General features: G+C 69.7%; 18 protein-coding genes and 1 tRNA gene. 11 read left to right on the top strand and 8 right to left on the bottom strand.

The features are described from left to right. The first annotated feature begins 24 nt into the window (after positions 1-24). The 4 genes from glp to FHR72_RS12245 all read left to right on the top strand — a co-directional run bounded on the left by glp (position 25) and on the right by FHR72_RS12245 (position 3,371). Positions 25-1,308: a molybdotransferase-like divisome protein Glp gene (gene glp, locus FHR72_RS12230; RefSeq protein WP_183468225.1), complete on the top strand. Its 1,284-nt coding sequence runs from the start codon at positions 25-27 to the stop codon at positions 1,306-1,308. A 19-nt stretch (positions 1,309-1,327) separates the two neighbouring features. Further along, positions 1,328-1,981, top strand: a complete 654-nt coding sequence (locus tag FHR72_RS12235; protein ID WP_183468475.1) for a GNAT family N-acetyltransferase — start codon at positions 1,328-1,330, stop codon at positions 1,979-1,981. A gap of 235 nt (positions 1,982-2,216) precedes the next feature. Then, positions 2,217-3,245 (top strand): divisome protein SepX/GlpR, encoded by a 1,029-nt coding sequence (gene sepX / locus FHR72_RS12240; protein WP_183468226.1) that lies wholly within the window; start codon positions 2,217-2,219, stop codon positions 3,243-3,245. A gap of 53 nt (positions 3,246-3,298) precedes the next feature. Then, positions 3,299-3,371: transfer RNA gene (locus tag FHR72_RS12245), tRNA-Ala, on the top strand. Between the two features lie 42 nt (positions 3,372-3,413). On the opposite strand, the gene FHR72_RS12250 is transcribed toward FHR72_RS12245, so the two are convergent. Then, positions 3,414-4,010, bottom strand: a complete 597-nt coding sequence (locus FHR72_RS12250) for a TetR/AcrR family transcriptional regulator (RefSeq protein ID WP_183468227.1) — start codon at positions 4,008-4,010, stop codon at positions 3,414-3,416. Positions 4,011-4,147: 137 nt separating this feature from the next. On the opposite strand from FHR72_RS12250, the gene FHR72_RS12255 reads away from it, so the two are divergent. Together FHR72_RS12255 and FHR72_RS12260 are read left to right on the top strand one after the other, a co-directional pair. Then, positions 4,148-5,224, top strand: a complete 1,077-nt coding sequence (locus tag FHR72_RS12255; RefSeq protein WP_183468228.1) for a phosphotransferase — start codon at positions 4,148-4,150, stop codon at positions 5,222-5,224. Between the two features lie 169 nt (positions 5,225-5,393). Beyond that, positions 5,394-6,161: a bestrophin-like domain gene (locus FHR72_RS12260; protein WP_311736128.1), complete on the top strand. Its 768-nt coding sequence runs from the start codon at positions 5,394-5,396 to the stop codon at positions 6,159-6,161. Between the two features lie 19 nt (positions 6,162-6,180). Here FHR72_RS12260 and FHR72_RS12265 read toward each other — a convergent pair whose 3' ends face one another. The 4 genes from FHR72_RS12265 to FHR72_RS12280 are packed head-to-tail and all read right to left on the bottom strand — an operon-like array spanning position 6,181 to position 8,704. Further along, positions 6,181-6,615: a DUF5313 domain-containing protein gene (locus FHR72_RS12265; RefSeq protein WP_183468229.1), complete on the bottom strand. Its 435-nt coding sequence runs from the start codon at positions 6,613-6,615 to the stop codon at positions 6,181-6,183. A gap of 21 nt (positions 6,616-6,636) precedes the next feature. Further along, positions 6,637-7,122: a MarR family winged helix-turn-helix transcriptional regulator gene (locus tag FHR72_RS12270; RefSeq protein WP_183468230.1), complete on the bottom strand. Its 486-nt coding sequence runs from the start codon at positions 7,120-7,122 to the stop codon at positions 6,637-6,639. Positions 7,123-7,169: 47 nt separating this feature from the next. Further along, positions 7,170-7,649, bottom strand: coding sequence for a cupin domain-containing protein (locus FHR72_RS12275; RefSeq protein ID WP_311736129.1), 480 nt, complete (start codon positions 7,647-7,649; stop codon positions 7,170-7,172). Then, on the bottom strand, positions 7,622-8,704 hold the full coding sequence (locus tag FHR72_RS12280) for a GGDEF domain-containing protein (protein WP_183468231.1): 1,083 nt from the start codon (positions 8,702-8,704) through the stop codon (positions 7,622-7,624). Before FHR72_RS12280 ends, FHR72_RS12275 begins: the two co-directional genes overlap by 28 nt. Positions 8,705-8,867: 163 nt before the next feature. Here FHR72_RS12280 and FHR72_RS12285 point away from each other — a divergent pair, with 163 nt between their 5' ends. After that, positions 8,868-9,866: an acetyltransferase Pat gene (locus tag FHR72_RS12285; RefSeq protein WP_183468232.1), complete on the top strand. Its 999-nt coding sequence runs from the start codon at positions 8,868-8,870 to the stop codon at positions 9,864-9,866. After that, the gene (locus FHR72_RS12290; RefSeq protein WP_183468233.1) at positions 9,866-10,699 is read left to right on the top strand and encodes a shikimate 5-dehydrogenase; all 834 of its coding nucleotides are present in this window, start codon (positions 9,866-9,868) and stop codon (positions 10,697-10,699) included. Before FHR72_RS12285 ends, FHR72_RS12290 begins: the two co-directional genes overlap by 1 nt. Position 10,700: 1 nt before the next feature. On the opposite strand, the gene FHR72_RS12295 is transcribed toward FHR72_RS12290, so the two are convergent. After that, the gene (locus FHR72_RS12295) at positions 10,701-11,417 is read right to left on the bottom strand and encodes an LpqN/LpqT family lipoprotein (RefSeq protein ID WP_183468234.1); all 717 of its coding nucleotides are present in this window, start codon (positions 11,415-11,417) and stop codon (positions 10,701-10,703) included. A 195-nt stretch (positions 11,418-11,612) separates the two neighbouring features. Between FHR72_RS12295 and FHR72_RS12300 the strand changes: the two genes are divergently transcribed. The 3 genes from FHR72_RS12300 to FHR72_RS12310 are packed head-to-tail and all read left to right on the top strand — an operon-like array spanning position 11,613 to position 14,480. After that, positions 11,613-13,088: a PE-PPE domain-containing protein gene (locus FHR72_RS12300; RefSeq protein WP_183468235.1), complete on the top strand. Its 1,476-nt coding sequence runs from the start codon at positions 11,613-11,615 to the stop codon at positions 13,086-13,088. A 35-nt stretch (positions 13,089-13,123) separates the two neighbouring features. Next, positions 13,124-13,783: a DUF5642 family protein gene (locus FHR72_RS12305; protein WP_183468236.1), complete on the top strand. Its 660-nt coding sequence runs from the start codon at positions 13,124-13,126 to the stop codon at positions 13,781-13,783. Between the two features lie 28 nt (positions 13,784-13,811). Beyond that, entirely contained in the window at positions 13,812-14,480 is a 669-nt protein-coding gene (locus tag FHR72_RS12310) for a DUF5642 family protein (RefSeq protein ID WP_183468237.1), read from the top strand. Here the strand turns inward: FHR72_RS12310 and FHR72_RS12315 are convergent. Both FHR72_RS12315 and soxR read right to left on the bottom strand, forming a co-directional pair. Beyond that, entirely contained in the window at positions 14,477-15,085 is a 609-nt protein-coding gene (locus tag FHR72_RS12315; RefSeq protein WP_183468238.1) for an alpha-ketoglutarate-dependent dioxygenase AlkB, read from the bottom strand. The two genes, FHR72_RS12310 and FHR72_RS12315, sit on opposite strands and share 4 nt — an antisense overlap. 33 nt (positions 15,086-15,118) lie before the next feature. After that, a complete protein-coding gene (gene soxR / locus FHR72_RS12320; protein ID WP_183468239.1) occupies positions 15,119-15,553 on the bottom strand; it encodes a redox-sensitive transcriptional activator SoxR in 435 nt (144 codons plus the stop codon). Between the last annotated feature and the right edge of the window lie 45 nt (positions 15,554-15,598).

The following is a 15,598-nucleotide window of genomic DNA, read 5'->3' on the forward strand; positions in this document are numbered from 1 at the left end:
GGTTCAACGGAAGAGAGGCGTGCTGTGCGTTCGGTGGAGGAGCAGCAGGCTCGGGTAGCAGCTGCCGCGGTGGCCCCGCGGCCGGTGCGGGTGGCGATTGCCGAGGCCCAGGGCTTGATGTGCGCCGAGGAAGTGGTCACCGAGCGTCCGCTGCCCGGGTTCGACCAGGCGGCCATCGACGGTTACGCGGTGCGCAGTGTCGACGTGCTGGGGATCGGCGGGTCCGAGGGCGAGGACGCCGAGGGCGACACCGACCGTGACGAGGGCCGGCCCCGTGAGATCAGCCTGCCGGTGATGGGGTTGATCGAGGCCGGCGCTCGGACACCGAGCCGACTGCAGCCCCGCCAGGCCGCCCGGGTGCAGACCGGGGCGCCGATGCCGACACTCGCCGACGCCGTGCTTCCGCTGCGGTGGACCGACGGCGGCGACTCGCGGGTCCGTGTACTGCGTGGGGTCCGATCGGGTGCTTATGTGCGGCGCACCGGTGATGACGTCCAGCCGGGCGACGTGGCGGTGCGCGCCGGCACGATCATCGGTCCGGCCCAGGTGGGGCTGCTCGCCGCGGTCGGGCGCGAGCGTGTGCTCGTGCATCCGCGGCCGCGGCTGTCGGTGCTGTGCGTGGGCGGCGAGCTCGTCGACATCTCCCGCACCCCCGGCAACGGCCAGGTGTACGACGTCAACTCCTATGCGCTGGCGGCCGCGGGACGCGACGCGGGTGCTGAGGTGAACCGGGTGGGCATCGTGCCCACCGACCCCGTGAAGCTGCGGGAGGTCGTCGAGGGCCAGCTCAGCAGGTCCGAGGTCGTCGTCATCGCCGGGGCGGTCGGCGGCGCGGCGGCCGAGGGCGTGCGATCGGTGCTGGCGCAGCTCGGCGACATGGAGGTCACGCGCATCGGGATGCACCCGGGATCGGTGCAGGGCTTCGGCCAGCTGGGCCCCGACGGTGTCCCGGTGTTCCTGCTTCCCGCCAATCCGGTCAGCGCGCTCGTCGTGTTCGAGGTGATGGTCCGTCCGCTGATCCGGTTGTCGCTGGGCAAGCGGCAGGCGATGCGCCGTGTCGTCCCGGCGCGGACGCTGTCGCCGATCAGTTCGGTGGCGGGCCGCAAAGGCTTCCTGCGGGGGCAGCTGATGCGCGATCAGGACACCGGTGAATACCTGGTGCAGGCGCTGGGCGGGGCGCCCGGGGCGTCGTCGCACCTGCTCGCCACCCTCGCGGAGGCAAACTGCCTGGTGATGGTTCCCAGCGACGCCGAACAGATCCGCACCGGCGAGGTCGTCGACGTCGCGTTCCTGGCCCAGCGCGGCTGAACGCGGTCTGTCAGGCGTGATGAATCTTCTCAGCTCCCGGTCGCAGCACCCGGGCTGGCCGCTGCCGGTCGGCCCGCTGCGGGTGTCGGCCGGGCTCGTGGGACTGCGTGCGATCAGGCTGCGCGACGCCGCGCAGTGGAGCCGGATCAGGCTGGCCGACCGCGCTCACCTGGAGCCGTGGGAACCCTCCACCGAGATGAATTGGGAACTGCGGCATTCTGTTTCGGCATGGCCGTCGGTGTGTTCGGGGCTGCGCTCGGAGGCCCGCAAGGGCCGGATGCTGCCGTACGCGATCGAACTCGACGGGCAGTTCGCCGGCCAGCTGACCATCGGCAACGTCACCCACGGTGCGCTGCGGTCGGCGTGGATCGGGTACTGGGTGGCCAGTGGTTCGACCGGCGGCGGGGTTGCGACCGCGGCGCTGGCGCTCGGGCTCGACCACTGCTTCGGGCCGGTGATGCTGCACCGCGTCGAGGCCACGGTGCGACCGGAGAACGCGGCCAGCCGCGCCGTGCTGGCAAAGGCGGGCTTCCGCGAGGAAGGCCTGCTGAAACGTTATCTGGATGTCGACGGGGCGTGGCGCGATCACTTGCTGGTGGCCCTGACGAAGGAGGAGCTCCACGGCTCTGTGTCCTCGTCCCTCGTGCGTGCCGGCCACGCGTCCTGGGCCTGAGCCTGCCTCGCAGTTCGCCGCCGTCACCCCACCGCGAGCGGACATCACACCCGCGCGGCGCGCCGGGCGAACGCACGAGTTTGCGGCTGCTCGCGAGGGCCTGTTGTTACTGATGTGACACGTGTGACGTTTGGTGCTTGTCTCCAGCGAATTACAGGTGTGTAATTGTGCTCGGCGCGCCGCCCACGGATGCGCTGGTCACAGCCCTAGCCTGATGGGGAAAGGAGCAGGCGCCATGCCAAGCATCCCCCAATCTCTCCTCTGGATCTCGCTCGTCGTCCTCTGGCTCTTCGTGCTCGTCCCGATGCTGATCAGCAAGCGGGACGCGGTGCGCCGAACCAGCGACATCGCGCTGGCCACCCGCGTGCTCAACAGTGGCGCCGGCGCCCGGTTGCGGCGGCGCGGCGGACCCGCTGCGGGACACCGAAGCGACCCCGACTGGCGGCCGTCCGCCGAGGACCACGACGAGGCCGAGGAAGCTCCCAGCCGCTCGGTGGTCATGGTGGCCGACGACGCCGAGGGCGTCGGCGACGAGCCCGACTATCTGGACGTCGACGTGGTCGAGGACTCCGGTGCGCTTCCGATCGCCGAGGTCGGCCTGGACGAGCCGGTTTCCGCCGAAACAGACGAGCTGACACTGGATTTCGGTGGCGCCGCCGCGCGTGACGGTGTGCGTGCCGCCGAGTCCGTCGACGCCGAGCGCGACACCTCCGAGGACACGGGCGTGTACTCCGTCGTCGACGACGAATACGAGTACGTCGACGATTCGTCGGGCATCGAAGCGCCGGCCGATGAGGACGACGACGAGCCGCGGGTCGCCAGCTCTCTCAGCGACGCCCGCCGGCGCCGGCGCGAATCCGCGACGGCCGCCGCGGTGTCTGCGCGCAAGTACCGCTTCCGTGCCAGGACCATCGCCGTCATGGCGGTGCTGATGCTGGCCAGCGCGGTGGCAGCCTTCACCTGGTCGCCGACGATGTGGTGGGCCACTGCGCTCGTCAGCGCCGTGACGCTGCTCTATCTCGCGTATCTGCGCCGGCAGACCCGCATCGAAGAGCAGGTGCGTCGGCGGCGCGCGCAGCGCATGGCGAGGTCTCGGCTCGGCGTGGAGAACACCAGCGACCGGGAGTTCGACGTGACACCGTCGCGCCTGCGCAGGCCGGGGGCCGCGGTACTGGAGATCGACGACGAGGACCCCGCCTTCGAGCACCTCGACTACGTGCCGTTTTCCCGCCACTACGACCTCCCGCGGGCGGCGGGGCAGTAGCCGACTGCGGATTTCTGCCCGCGACCGGTGGCTGATAACCTGTACCGGCACTAGGGGCTATAGCGCAGTTGGTAGCGCGTCTCGTTCGCATCGAGAAGGTCAGGGGTTCGATTCCCCTTAGCTCCACAGAGATTGAGCAGGTTCCGGGCCCGCCCCTGCCGCGACGAGCTAGTCGTTGCCGATACCCACGAGCAGAGCCGTGAGCAAGCCGTCCATCCGCAGGGTGCGGCTGCCGCCGAGCGCCGGTTGCGCCAGCAGATGGACCAGCAGGTAGCCGATGACGGCGTCGGTCACGGCGTCGACGTCGGCATCGGTCCGGAGTTCTCCGCTCGCAACACCTTTGCGCAGGCGCGTCACCAGGCCGTCGCGCTGGGGTGCGGTCAGCTGGGCGTAGAGCGCTTCGTTGTCGGTGGGGTTGGCGGCGGAGGCGGCGACCAGTGCGCGGATGAGCGCGGCGTTCGTGGATTCGGCGATGAAGGCGGAATGCTCTGCGAGCCACTGCCCGAGATCACGACGGATGTCGCCGGTATCGGGCACCGGAAAGGACCCGTCACGGCCATACGCGTCCAGTACGGCTTCGGCGACCAGGGGTGCCTTCGACGACCACCGCCGGTACAGCGTCTTCTTGCCGACTCGGGCGCGCGCGGCGACGCTCTCCATGGACAGCGCCGCGTAGCTGTGTTCGGTCAGCATTCTCCGGGTGGTTTCGAGAATGGCGTGGTGGAGCTGCACGTCTCTCGGCCGTCCGAGTTTCGCCTCCGCCATACGACGAGCTTAGGAGGCGACGCGCCGTCGAGCTCCGCCGCCGAATCGTCCGCACTCCGACGCGTCGTGCGATAGGTTTCGCACATACGACACGTAGCGTGTCGCAACTCGATCGACAATCTCGGAAGGACTCACCTATGAGTACGCCGTCGCTGTCGGTGCCGACGACGTGGGCTGAAGTCACGCCCGAGTGGATGTCGGACGCGCTGGCAAGTCATCACCCCGGCGTGCGGGTCGACGGCGTCACCGTCGAGTCGCGCGACGACGGCACCAATCGGCGCGCGCGGCTCGGACTCACCTACTCCTCGGGCAGTGGACCTGCCACCGTGTTCGTGAAAGCGGCCGATCCGGCGCACAAAGAGCTGATCCGCATGACCAGTGGCATGTTCCACGAACCGCGGCTGTTCTCCTCCGGCGTCGCCCTTCCCCTCGAACACCCGCACGTGTACGCATCACCCATCGACGAGGACGCGTACGACTTTTTCATGGTCATGGAAGACCTCGACGCCCGCGGAGCCGATCCCCGCGACTCGACGAGGCCGCTGTCCGTCGATCAGGCCGCCTCCGGCGTTCGCGGGCTGGCCCGCCTTCACGGAAAGTATTGGGGGCAGCGCGTTGTGGACGACCCGGCGCTGCACTGGCTGGAACCGTTCGAACCGTGGGACGGCATGCAGTACGCCCCGTTGCCGTCTGCGCTGGAACGCCTCGGCGACGATGCGCCCGCCGAAGTGATGGCCCTGACCATCGACCAACTCATCGACGACGTGTGGAAGCCCTTCATCCGCACGCTGACCACCTCCGCCCAGACGCTGCTCCATGGTGATCCGCACATCGGCAACACCTACGTCCTGCCCGGCGGTGAGGTGGGTTTCCTCGACTGGCAGGTGGCCCGGCGGGGCAACTTCTCGCTGGACCTGGGCTACTTCCTCCAGGGCGCGTTGACCGTCGACGACCGGCGTCGGCACGAACGCGACCTGCTCACCGAGTACCACAACTCCCTCGGTCTCCCTGACGACGAAATGCCCTCCGCCGAGGACATCTGGCTGCGCTACCGGGCGTCGGTGGCGCACGGGCTCGCCCTCTGGCTCTGCACCGCGAGCGCCGACGGGGGCCTGTGGCAGCGTCCCGAAGTCGCCGTCACCCTGGCCCAGCGATACTCCGCCGCGTACGGCGACCTCGACACCCCCGCCGCGCTGTCGGCGCTGAACGAATAGCGCGCGCAGGCCAATTGCTCCGTCAGGTATTCCGGTTCCCTCGGCGGCCGTGGCGAAGGACCCCTACAGTCGAGAAGCCGTCGGCCGGAACCTCCGGCGAAACCCTGCAATGCGCCTGTGTTGCAGGTCGGGCCGGCCGTAGGGGGAGTGCGTGATCAGTCAGTGGTTGGTGAGCAACCTTCCGTCGTGGTTGCTGCTGCTGGCGATCATCACGGCTGTCTCCGGCGGCGCCATCCTCATCCAGGTGTTCGTCCGCCGCCGCTTCCCCGACCTGAAGGGCGAAGAGCACAACGACGTCGTGAGATTCGCGTTCGGCGTCGTCGGCTTCGTGTTCGCGTTCTTCCTGGGTTTCGTCGTGTCGGCGATGTGGGGCCAGATCGGCGACGCGGACGGCCGGGCACGCACCGAGGGCGCCGCGGGGGTGCAGCTGGCCAGGACCCTGACGGTCTTCGACCAGCCCGACCAGGACCGCATCCGGGCCGCCCTGCTCGACTACGAACGCGCCGCGCTGGCCGAGTGGGACCAGATGGCGCGCAGCGGCGCACACCCGGACGCCGATGCCTCGCTGACGACTCTCTATGCCGCCTACGAGGATGTCGAGGCGCGCACCGATGCGCAAAAGACCATTCTGTCAAGTTCTTTCGGCAATCTGGACAGTCTCAGCCAGGCGCGCACACAACGTCTGCTGCAGGCACACACCGACGTGGGTCCGCCCTGGTCGCTCTGGGCCGTCATCTGGCTCACCAGCGGCCTACTGCTGGCGTGCGCCATCATCTACGACGTCGCCAAACCCGCCACGCACTACACCATGGTCGCCATTCTCGGTGTGCTGGTGGCCGTGAATCTGTTCCTGGTGGCCGAACTGTCGCACCCGTTCCTCGGCGAGATCGGCACGTCGTCGGAACCGCTGCAACAGGTCATCCGCCACCTGTCCTGACAGCGCCGTCGGCGCAGAACTAGAACGGGCTGCTGTTGGACTGGGATTGCGCATCGTCGGGCCGCGGGCCGAACCGGCGGATGTAGTCGTCGTGCATCTTCGCGTCCTTCTTGCGCTTGATCACGTCCACCAGATTGGGGTCGAGCCCGTGGATGGCCAGTCGGTGCCGGCGCCAGACCTTGTTGAGCGCCAACGCCATCAACAGCGCCCACACGTAGATCGGGGCGGTCATCTCCAACCGCATGTAGATGGGTGCGGGCAGCAGCCACAGTGGCGCCAGGATCAGCAGGGGCGGGATCGCGTAGCGGATCATGTGCCGTCGCAGCGCGCCCTGGCCGGCGAGATCCTCGGCCACCCAGCGGTTCATCGATGCCGGCAGACGCCGCCCATAGCAGTACGTGAGGTACTGCCAGAGGCCCGGCTTGTCGCTGCCGGTGGGTTCCTGGGTGTTCATGTGCCTTCCTTACGGTGACGATCAGGCCCTGAGCGCGCCGGCGGCCACGGCGGCCGTGTTGATGCGGGTCAGGATGTGGTGGAGGTGTTCGAGTTCGGCGAGGTCGACGCCCAGACGGGCGACGACGGCGGCGGGGATGTCGAGCGCGCGCTGCCGCAGCGCCGCGCCCTTCTCGGTCAGTTGCACGTCGGTGGACCGTTCGTCGGCGGCATTGCGGGCCCGAACGATGAGGCCGAGCGCTTCGAGACGCTTCAGCATCGGCGACAGGGTGGCCGGATCCAGCTGCAGCGTGTGCGCGATCGCCTTGACGGACAACGCTTTCCGCGGTGCCGCCGGCTGATTGCGGTGGTCCCACAACGTCAGCATCACCAGATACTGCGGGTGGGTGAGCCCCAGCGGTTCCAGCAGTGGGCGATAGACCGCCAGCACCGCGCGGTTCGTCACCGCCAGCGCGAAACAGACCTGCCGCTCCAGCGCGAGGGGATCGGTGTCGGCGGAGACGGTCACCCTTACATGGTGCCCTAATTATTAGTGGGCTAGCAATGTCGGGTGGGTCACGCGCCGGTCGGCGGTGGGGTGCCGATCAGGACGGCGCTGAGCCGGCAGCCGTCCGGCCCGCCCCGCCACGCGTGGTCGACGCCCGCGAGCACCACCTGGTCGCCCGCCTGGAGGCGGTGCGCGCCGTCGTCGAGGACGAGGTCGACGCTGCCGGAGAGCACTGTCTGCAGGTCGAGGGTGTCGGTGTGGTGCATCGGCGTCTCGGAATCCGGACCCAGTTCGACGACCATCCACCGGACGAGCCCGGGGGCGATGCCCTGGTCGATCAGCGGCGCGTTGCCCGCCGGCCGGGCCGGGGGCGGGCTGGCCTCGGTGGCGTACGGGATGCCCATTGCGAAACCCGGCGCGAGCTGGTCCAGCGCCGCGTCCTGCTCGCTGACCACACACGACCTACCGTCCGAATCGACCCCCGTGATCAGCGTCCGCACTGTTCCTCGCTCCCTGAGATTCATGATGTCGAGCCGGGTGACGGCCACACCCCGTGATGATGACATTGATTGCCGCCGTTACGTTTTGCACGGTACATCGCCATGTCGGCGGCGGCGATGAGATGGTCGATGGCGTCGTTGCTGCGCGCCGACTCCCCGTGCAGTTCGGCGAATGCGGTGCCGACGCTCGCGGTCACCTTCGCCGGGAGGGCGGCGATCGCGTCGCACACGTCCTGGTACCGCAGCATCGCCCTCGGTGAGGGGGCGACGTCGGCGATCAGGAACTCCTCACCCCCGCTGCGGGTGATGACGGCCGTGGGTGTTGCCGTCGCGCGCAGTGCGTCGGCCACCGAGACGAGTGCCTGATCCCCGGCGAGGTGGCCGTGGGCGTCGTTGAGCGCTTTGAAGTTGTCGAGATCGACCAGCGCCACCAGCAGGTAGCGGTCGGAGTCGTAACGCCGCGCGAGCAGGCTGGTCATCTGCCGGCGGAACGCCCGCCGGTTCAGCAGCCCGGTCAGTGGGTCCAGGTCGGCGTCGACGAGGTCGCCCCGCAGGGCGCGCAGCAGGCTGTGGATCGCGACCGGCATCGCAATGTTGGCCTGCACGACGAGGAAGAAGTCGACGGCGCCCAGCGCGAGGCGGCCTTGGGCCGCGAGCTCGATCGCCTGGCTCAGGGCCACCGCGACCGCGACGAACACGAAAGCCAGCACCAGCCGCGTCGAGTGGAAGAACGCGACGTAGGCGCCGATGGTCGTGAAGGCGATGCATCCGAGCAGCGAGGCCAGCGGATCCGGATAGGCCAGGCACGCCAACGTGATCGATGCGGCCGTCGTCGCCGCGAACGCGCTCGACTGCACCCGGGAGGGCCACCGCCACAACCACAGCGCCCCGCCGGCCACCCCGCCCAGCACCGCCAGCCACATCATCGCCCGGGCTGGGTCGCTTTGCGGGCCGCCGGCCCCGGCCAACAGGATCAACAGGGCGGCGGCCATCGACAGCGCCGTGGCGGCCACGAAGAGGCGAACCGTGAGCGTCGCGCCGCGCGCGTCGAGGAACCCGCTGAACCACTCGTAGTGGCCCGCCTCTGGGTGATCCCGTTGCATTCACCACCATCTCGTCGCCGGTGCGCTTCACGCCATCAAACAGTGCCCGGGTTACCGGCGGGGGTGCTTCCCGGCGATCGCGATGCAATTCACAGCCCGGGGTTTGCTGACGGACCTGCCGCATCCTTGCCCGACGTTCCGACGCTTCCGTAGCCTCGAGAGTGTGTCCGGCCTGACCGCAGTTCGCGCCGATGACCTCGCGCCGCTGGCCGTCTTCCACGGGATCAGCACCGAGGCCCTGGTGCCGCTCGCCGCACACCTGCGCCCGCTGACCGCCGCCCCCGGCCAGGTGCTCATGCAGCAGGGGGAGCTGGCGGTGTCGTTTCTGCTGATCGGGTCCGGGCGGGCCGAGGTGACCCACACCGGGCAGGACGGCCACGAGACCGTCGTCTCGTTGGAGCCCGGTCTGATCGTGGGTGAGATCGCGCTGCTGCGCGACGCGCGCCGCACCGCCACCGTGGTGGCCACCGAGCCGCTGACCGCGTGGGTCGGCGGGCGCGAAGCGTTCGCCACGATGCTCGAGGTGCCGGGCGTGATGGACCGGTTGGTGCGGACCGCGCGGCAGCGCCTGGCGGCGTTCATCACGCCGATCCCGGTCCAGGTCCGCGACGGCAGCGTGTTCCATCTGCGGCCGGTGCTGCCGGGCGACAACGAACGCACCACCAACGGGCCGGTCGAGTTCTCCGGCGAGACCCTCTACCGGCGCTTCCAATCGGTGCGGTCGCCGTCGAAGTCGTTGATGGCCTACCTGTTCGAGGTCGACTACCTCGACCACTTCGTCTTCGTGCTGACCGACGGCCCGGACGGCCCTGTGGTGGCCGACGTGCGCTTCGTGCGCGACGCCAAGGACCCTGCCGAGGCCGAGATCGCCTTCATCGTCGGGGACGCCTACCAGGGCAAGGGGATCGGCACGTTCCTGATGGCCGCGATCTCCGTGGCCGCGGGCTACGACGGGGTACAGCGTTTCACCGCGCGTGTGCTCAGCGAGAACTATCCGATGCGGTCGATCCTCGACCGGTTCGGCGCGCGATGGCACCGTGACGATCTGGGTGTGGTGACCACCGAGATCCCGGTGCCCGCCGTTGAGGACCTGCCGCTGAGCCGCGACCTGGTGCAGCAGATCCGGGACGTGGCGCGCCAGGCGATCCGGGCGGTCGGCTGATGCCAGGCGGTGGCCGCAGGCCTGCGCTGAACAAGGACACCCGGCTGTGTATCTCGCTGTCGGGGCGGCCGAGCAACATCGGCACCCGCTTCCACAACCACCTGTACGACGTGCTCGGCCTGGACTACCTCTACAAGGCGTTCTCGACCACCGACATCGTCGCGGCCATCGCGGGGGTGCGCGCACTGGGCATCCGCGGATGTTCGGTGTCCATGCCGTTCAAAGAGGACGTGCTCGCCCTCGTCGACGAGATCGAGCCGTCGGCCGACGCGATCCGATCGGTCAACACGATCGTCAACGACGACGGAACGCTCACCGCCTCGAACACCGATTACCTTGCGGTGCAACGTCTCATCGGCGAGTACGGGCTGAACCCCGACGACCCCGTGCTCATCCGGGGCAGCGGCGGCATGGCCAAAGCGGTGGGAGCCGCCTTCGTGGGCGCCGGCTTCGGCGCCGGTTACGTCGCGGCCCGCAACGCCGAGAGCGGGCCGACCCTGGCCCGGCGGCTGGGATACGAGTATGTCCCCGAGGTCGGGTCGGTGACCGCGCCCATCATCGTCAACGTCACCCCCATCGGCATGGCCGATGGCCCCGATGAGCACGACGTCGCGTTCGGGGATACGACGATCGCCGCGGCGCACACGGTGTTCGATGTCGTGGCGATGCCGTCGGAGACGCCGCTGATCGCGGCGGCCCGGGCGGCAGGAACACGGGTCATCACCGGCGCCGAGGTGATCGCCCTGCAGGCCGCCGAGCAGTTCGAGCGCTACACCGGGGTGCGTCCGAGCGCCCAACAGATCGCGGAGGCCTCGGCCCTGTCGCGAGCCTGACTCAGGGCGTGATCGTCGCCTGCTCGTCGATCGCCGACGTGGCGTCCATCAACGGCATCGCCAGATCTTCGGTGCCCTCGGCGGTCACCTTGACCACGAACACCCCGTCCTGGATGGGCACCACCGCGGTCTTCTGCGCGATCAACCACGTGACCCCGTCCCTGGTGTAGAAGCCGCCGATCTGGGTGGCCTCATATCCGCCGAGGGTGCTCTTCTTGCCGGTGGGCGCACCCTCGTAGCCGGGAAGGCTGCGGGTCTCGGCGGGCGCGTACTCCAGCACCTTGGCCTGGTCCACGTTGCCGGTCAGTTTCACCACCCGCGCGACGATCATGGGAGGGGTGGGCGACGGGGGCTCGCCGGTGTAGACGATCGCGTCGAACGCGCCTTCGGGCGCCCGGTCACCGGCGGCCTCCCAGCCGGACGGCCGCGGCAGCGTGATCGTCGGTGCTCCGGGATCGCCCGGCAGCACGGGCGCCACGGTGATGCCGTTCTGTTCGGCGTACTGCTCGATGGTCATGCCGGGGTCCTGCGCCGGCGGCGTGGACGCGGGCGGCGGCGCCGACTCTGCGGGGCTGGAGGTCGCCGACGACTCCGGCGCCGTCTGCGAGGTGTCGTCGGCCTTGGTCGCTTCGCCGGCCGTGTCCGACCCGCAGGCCGCCAATCCGATTCCGAGTGCGACTGCGGTCGCGGCGAACCCTGCCCGCCTGGCGATGGTCATGTCATCTCCTGTCCGTCGGCCGAAGCCGGATCGCAGCGCAGCATATCGAGCGGAGGCCGACAATTCCGGTTCCTCGCGCCCGCGCCGACACCGAGGGGCCCCGCAGTCTTCCTCGATGTTTGCCGAAACCGCCCGGGCGCGCCGCGCCGGTGGTACATGTTGCCTGTACCGGCATGACACGTTGGGGGTCGGGACATGGCATGGATGCTTCGCCCGCTCATCTCGGTCTTCTCCGTGCTCACCGGCGTGGTGGCGCTGTCTCTGGCATGGCTGCTGCCGCCCGGAGTGCTCGCGCTGGCCGCCAACACGACCGCGCTCGTCATGGGCGGCACATTCCATCCGCTGCTGGGCCCGACGGATTCGCCGCAGTTCGTCACCGCCTACCTCGACAACGCTGTGACCGGTCACCTCGATCCGGCGTTCGGCGCCGAGTCGGGGGCGGTGACCAACGCGGTGGCGGTGTACACGCCCGAGGAGTTTTTCCCGCTCGGGCGGCTCACCTTCGAGAAGTCGCTCGCCGAGGGGCTGGCGAACCTCGGGAGATGCGTCGCCGCACAATCCGGATGTGTGTTCAACGACGACCCCGGCGTGCAGGCCGCGGTCGGCTCGGTCGCGCCGCAACCCGGCGACACCCTGCGAGTGTTCGGGTATTCGCAGAGCGCGGCGATCGCGTCTCTGCTGAAGCGCGAACTGATCGCCCACCACGGCCCAAACTCGCCGGCCGTGTCGTTCGTGCTGAGCGCAAACCCGATGCGGCCCAACGGCGGCATCCTGATGCGGTTCCGCGGCTGGCCGACCATCCCGATCCTGGGCATCCCGTTCCCGGGCGCCAGTCCCACCGACAGCCCGGACGGCGTCTATCAGACCGTCGACATCGTCCGGCAGTACGACGGCCTCGGCGGTGACTTCCCGGTCCGCCCGCTCAACCTGGTCGCCACCCTCAACGCGCTCCTCGGCTACGGCATGATGCACGGCGAGACGGTCGATGTCCCGTTGTCGGAGGCCCATTTCCAGGGACGCGAGGGCGACACCCGCTACTACCTGATCCAGACCGATCTCGTCCCCTTGCTGCAACCGTTCCAGTTCTTCGTCCCCAAGCCCATCCTGAAGGCGTTCGACGCCCCGCTGCGGGTGATCATCGAGGACGCCTACGACCGCGACGTCGGCCCCGGTGTCCCCACCCGGGCCAGCTGGCGTCCGTTCGGAGATGTCGTCGGCATGGCGGCCCGGCTCCTTGCGTCGCTGCCGGTCGCGGTGGACAACCTGACCGAAGGCTTCGGGTTGGGCCGCGTGCTCGGGACCGCCGCGCCGGGCACATTCGGGGTGGGCAGGCCCGGACTGCCCGCAGACGATTCCGAGGTTGACACGGAAAACACTGAGAGCGAACGAGTTTCGAGTTCCGTCGCCGAGGGCACCGAGGCCGCGGCGCCTGACCGTGGTGCCCCCCAGGACGAGGCGGCCGACGTGTCCGTCGACGAGACGGCCGTGCCGGGGACCGAACCCGCAGACCCCGCCGACGGCGGTGCGGGCGAGCAGCTTCCGGACGTCGACGAGCCGGCGGAGACCTCTACGTCGGAGGCGTCTGAGGGGGACGCTCCGGATGCTTCCCTCGGCGGTCCTGCCGACGGGGTGTCGGGTGAACCCGGGGACGACGCGGCGGACGCAGCCTGAGGCCGCCGGGCCTCCCTGCGTGATATCAACAGCGCGTGAGGCTCATCGCCGCGTGCGGGTTGGCGCTGGTCTGCGTCGCGTGCGCGGAGGCGCCGGAACCCGCACCGGCCCCGACCGCCCCGGAGCCGGTCAACCTGACGATCAACCCCGCCCGGATCGACCGGGCCCGCGACGCGCTTCCCGGCGGCTACGAAGTCACCGGCTACACCGGAGCGCCGACGCCGTTCGCCACCTGGGGCTTCCGCGAGGTGCCGGTGTCGGATCCGCCGCAGTGCGCCGCGCTCGGGGCGCCGCCCACCGATCCCGCGACCGCGCGGGGGTGGTCGGCCTCCGGGCCCGGCGGCATCGTCTTCGCCGTCGTGGCCCGGGCCGCGCCGACACCCGCGCCCGACCCCGCGATCGACGCGGCGTGCGCGCGGTGGACGGTGACCTCGGGGCAGACGTCGGGCACCGTGGACACCCTCGCCGGGCCCGACATCCGGGCCGCCACCACGACCGGGATGCGCACATCGGCCGTCACCACCGTCGAGGGCGGCACCGAAACACGGTCACACGCGGACACATTCGTCGCCCACCTCGACGACTTTGTCTGCTTCGTCGCGGTCGTGACCGACCCGGGCTCGCCTCAGCCGGCCCTCGCGCCCGCGTTCGCCTCGGATCTGCTCACCGAAACCGTCTCGACGTTGCGGGGCTGAACGCTGCGGCACCGGTACATTGGCGGCGATGTCGAACCCCCCGAAACATCTGGCGATCACCACGGCGGCGATGGTCGGGCTGTCGGCGGCGTGTAGCGCGGCACCGGAGGATTACTCCCGGGCCGACATCGCCCGGGTGGCCGAGGTGAAATCCAGCTTCGCGCCGCCGTTCACCGTGAACACCGTCGGTCCCGCGGCGATCGATCCCACGGTGCTCACGGCCCAGAAGTTGCCTCCCGGCCTCACGTTCGACCCCGCAGACTGCGGGAAGGCCGCGGAGTCCAACACCGTTCCCGAAGGTGTGAAGGGCAACATGGCGGCGACCACCGCCGAGGGTGACGGCGTGCGTTACATCGTCATCGCCGTCGAGACGTCGGAGGCGGTCCCGCTCAACACCCCGAGTGACCAGTGCGGCAAGGTCACCTTCGCCGGGGCCGGGGTCCGGGGCCTCGTCGAGGTGGTGGAGGCGCCGCAGATCGACGGGGTGCACACGGTGGGAACGCACCGGGTGCTGCAGACGGTGACCGCCGAAGGTCCCCGCACCGGCGAGCTCTACAACTACGTCGCGAACTTCGGCAACTTCATCGTCATCGTCACGGCCAACCCGCTCGTCGTCGCGGACCGCCCGATCGCCCAGATCGACACCGGACGGGCCCGCGAACTCGTCACCCAAGCGGTCGACCTCGTCCGGGGCTAGCGGACGTCGTGCGGCCGGAACTGGATGCTGATGCGGGGTCCGGTCGGCCGCGTGGTCTTGGGGACCGAGTGCTCCCACGTGCGCTGGCAGGAGCCGCCCATCACCAGCAGGTCGCCGTGGCAGTGCCGAAGCCGCAGTGACGGGCCCCCGCCGCGCGGTCGCAGCGCGAAAACCCTTGTCGCACCGAGACCGACGATCGCCACCATCGTGTCCTCGGTGCTGCTGCGGCCGATGTTGTCGCCATGCCAGGCGACACTGTCGTCTCCGTCGCGGTACAGGCACAGTCCCGCGGTGACGAACGGTTCGCCGAGCTCGCCGGCATAGGTGTCGTTGAGCCGCCGGCGGAGTTGTTTGAGCCGCGGGTGCGGGACCGTGTCCGCGACCAGGTTGTGAAAGCTGACCAGCCGCGGCACGTCGAGCACACGGTCGTACATCTGGCGTCTCTCGGCGCGCCACGGGATCTGATCGCGGAGTTCTGCGAAGAGGGTGTCGTCGGGGGTGTCGTCCTGGGACAGCCACCCGGAACGCACTTCGAGCCAGGCGCCGTTGCCGAGGTCGCGCCGGTCGGACTGCTCGAAGAGTGAGCTCTGCAAAGCCTGCTCCATGGTGCGCAGTCTATCGCACACGCGTTCGAAATCTCAGAGCCGAACCGCGCCGGGTCCTTCCTCGGCCAGGACGTCGCCCGGGTTGGCCAGGGCGCACACCTTCAGGCTCAGGCATCCGCAGCCGATGCAGCCGGTGAGGTTGTCGCGCAGGCGCTGCAAGTGCAGGATCCGCTGGTCGAGGTCGTCGCGCCAGCCGGCTGACAGACGGGCCCAGTCCTTGCTGGTCGGCACGCGGTCGGAGGGCAGCGTGGCCAGGGCCTCGCGGATGCGTGCCAGCGGGATGCCGAGGCGCTGAGACATCCGGATGAAGGCGACGCGGCGCAGCGTCTCGCGCGAATACCGCCGTTGGTTGCCGCCCGTACGGCGACTGGTGATGAGGCCCTCGCGTTCGTAGAAGTGCAGCGCGGACACCGCGACCCCGCTGCGCACCGCCATCTCGCCCGGCGTCAATTCCTGCGGCCACTCCATGACCTCAACCCTAGTTGAGGTGGCGGAGGGGGTTACGGTGCTAGG

Source organism: Mycolicibacterium iranicum (assembly GCF_014190915.1).
Classification (GTDB): Bacteria; Actinomycetota; Actinomycetes; order Mycobacteriales; family Mycobacteriaceae; genus Mycobacterium; species Mycobacterium iranicum_B.

Excerpts from the sequence above, each read along its gene's own strand:
- FHR72_RS12255 (WP_183468228.1), top strand. The coding sequence starts at position 4,148 with ATGAGTACGCCGTCGCTGTCGGTGCCGACGACGTGGGCTGAAGTCACG.
- FHR72_RS12315 (WP_183468238.1), bottom strand. The coding sequence starts at position 15,085 with ATGGAGCAGGCTTTGCAGAGCTCACTCTTCGAGCAGTCCGACCGGCGC.
- FHR72_RS12265 (WP_183468229.1), bottom strand. The coding sequence starts at position 6,615 with ATGAACACCCAGGAACCCACCGGCAGCGACAAGCCGGGCCTCTGGCAG.
- FHR72_RS12280 (WP_183468231.1), bottom strand. The coding sequence starts at position 8,704 with ATGCAACGGGATCACCCAGAGGCGGGCCACTACGAGTGGTTCAGCGGG.
- FHR72_RS12310 (WP_183468237.1), top strand. The coding sequence starts at position 13,812 with ATGTCGAACCCCCCGAAACATCTGGCGATCACCACGGCGGCGATGGTC.
- FHR72_RS12235 (WP_183468475.1), top strand. The coding sequence starts at position 1,328 with ATGAATCTTCTCAGCTCCCGGTCGCAGCACCCGGGCTGGCCGCTGCCG.
- FHR72_RS12290 (WP_183468233.1), top strand. The coding sequence starts at position 9,866 with ATGCCAGGCGGTGGCCGCAGGCCTGCGCTGAACAAGGACACCCGGCTG.
- FHR72_RS12300 (WP_183468235.1), top strand. The coding sequence starts at position 11,613 with ATGGCATGGATGCTTCGCCCGCTCATCTCGGTCTTCTCCGTGCTCACC.
- soxR (WP_183468239.1), bottom strand. The coding sequence starts at position 15,553 with ATGGAGTGGCCGCAGGAATTGACGCCGGGCGAGATGGCGGTGCGCAGC.
- sepX (WP_183468226.1), top strand. The coding sequence starts at position 2,217 with ATGCCAAGCATCCCCCAATCTCTCCTCTGGATCTCGCTCGTCGTCCTC.
- FHR72_RS12295 (WP_183468234.1), bottom strand. The coding sequence starts at position 11,417 with ATGACCATCGCCAGGCGGGCAGGGTTCGCCGCGACCGCAGTCGCACTC.
- FHR72_RS12250 (WP_183468227.1), bottom strand. The coding sequence starts at position 4,010 with ATGGCGGAGGCGAAACTCGGACGGCCGAGAGACGTGCAGCTCCACCAC.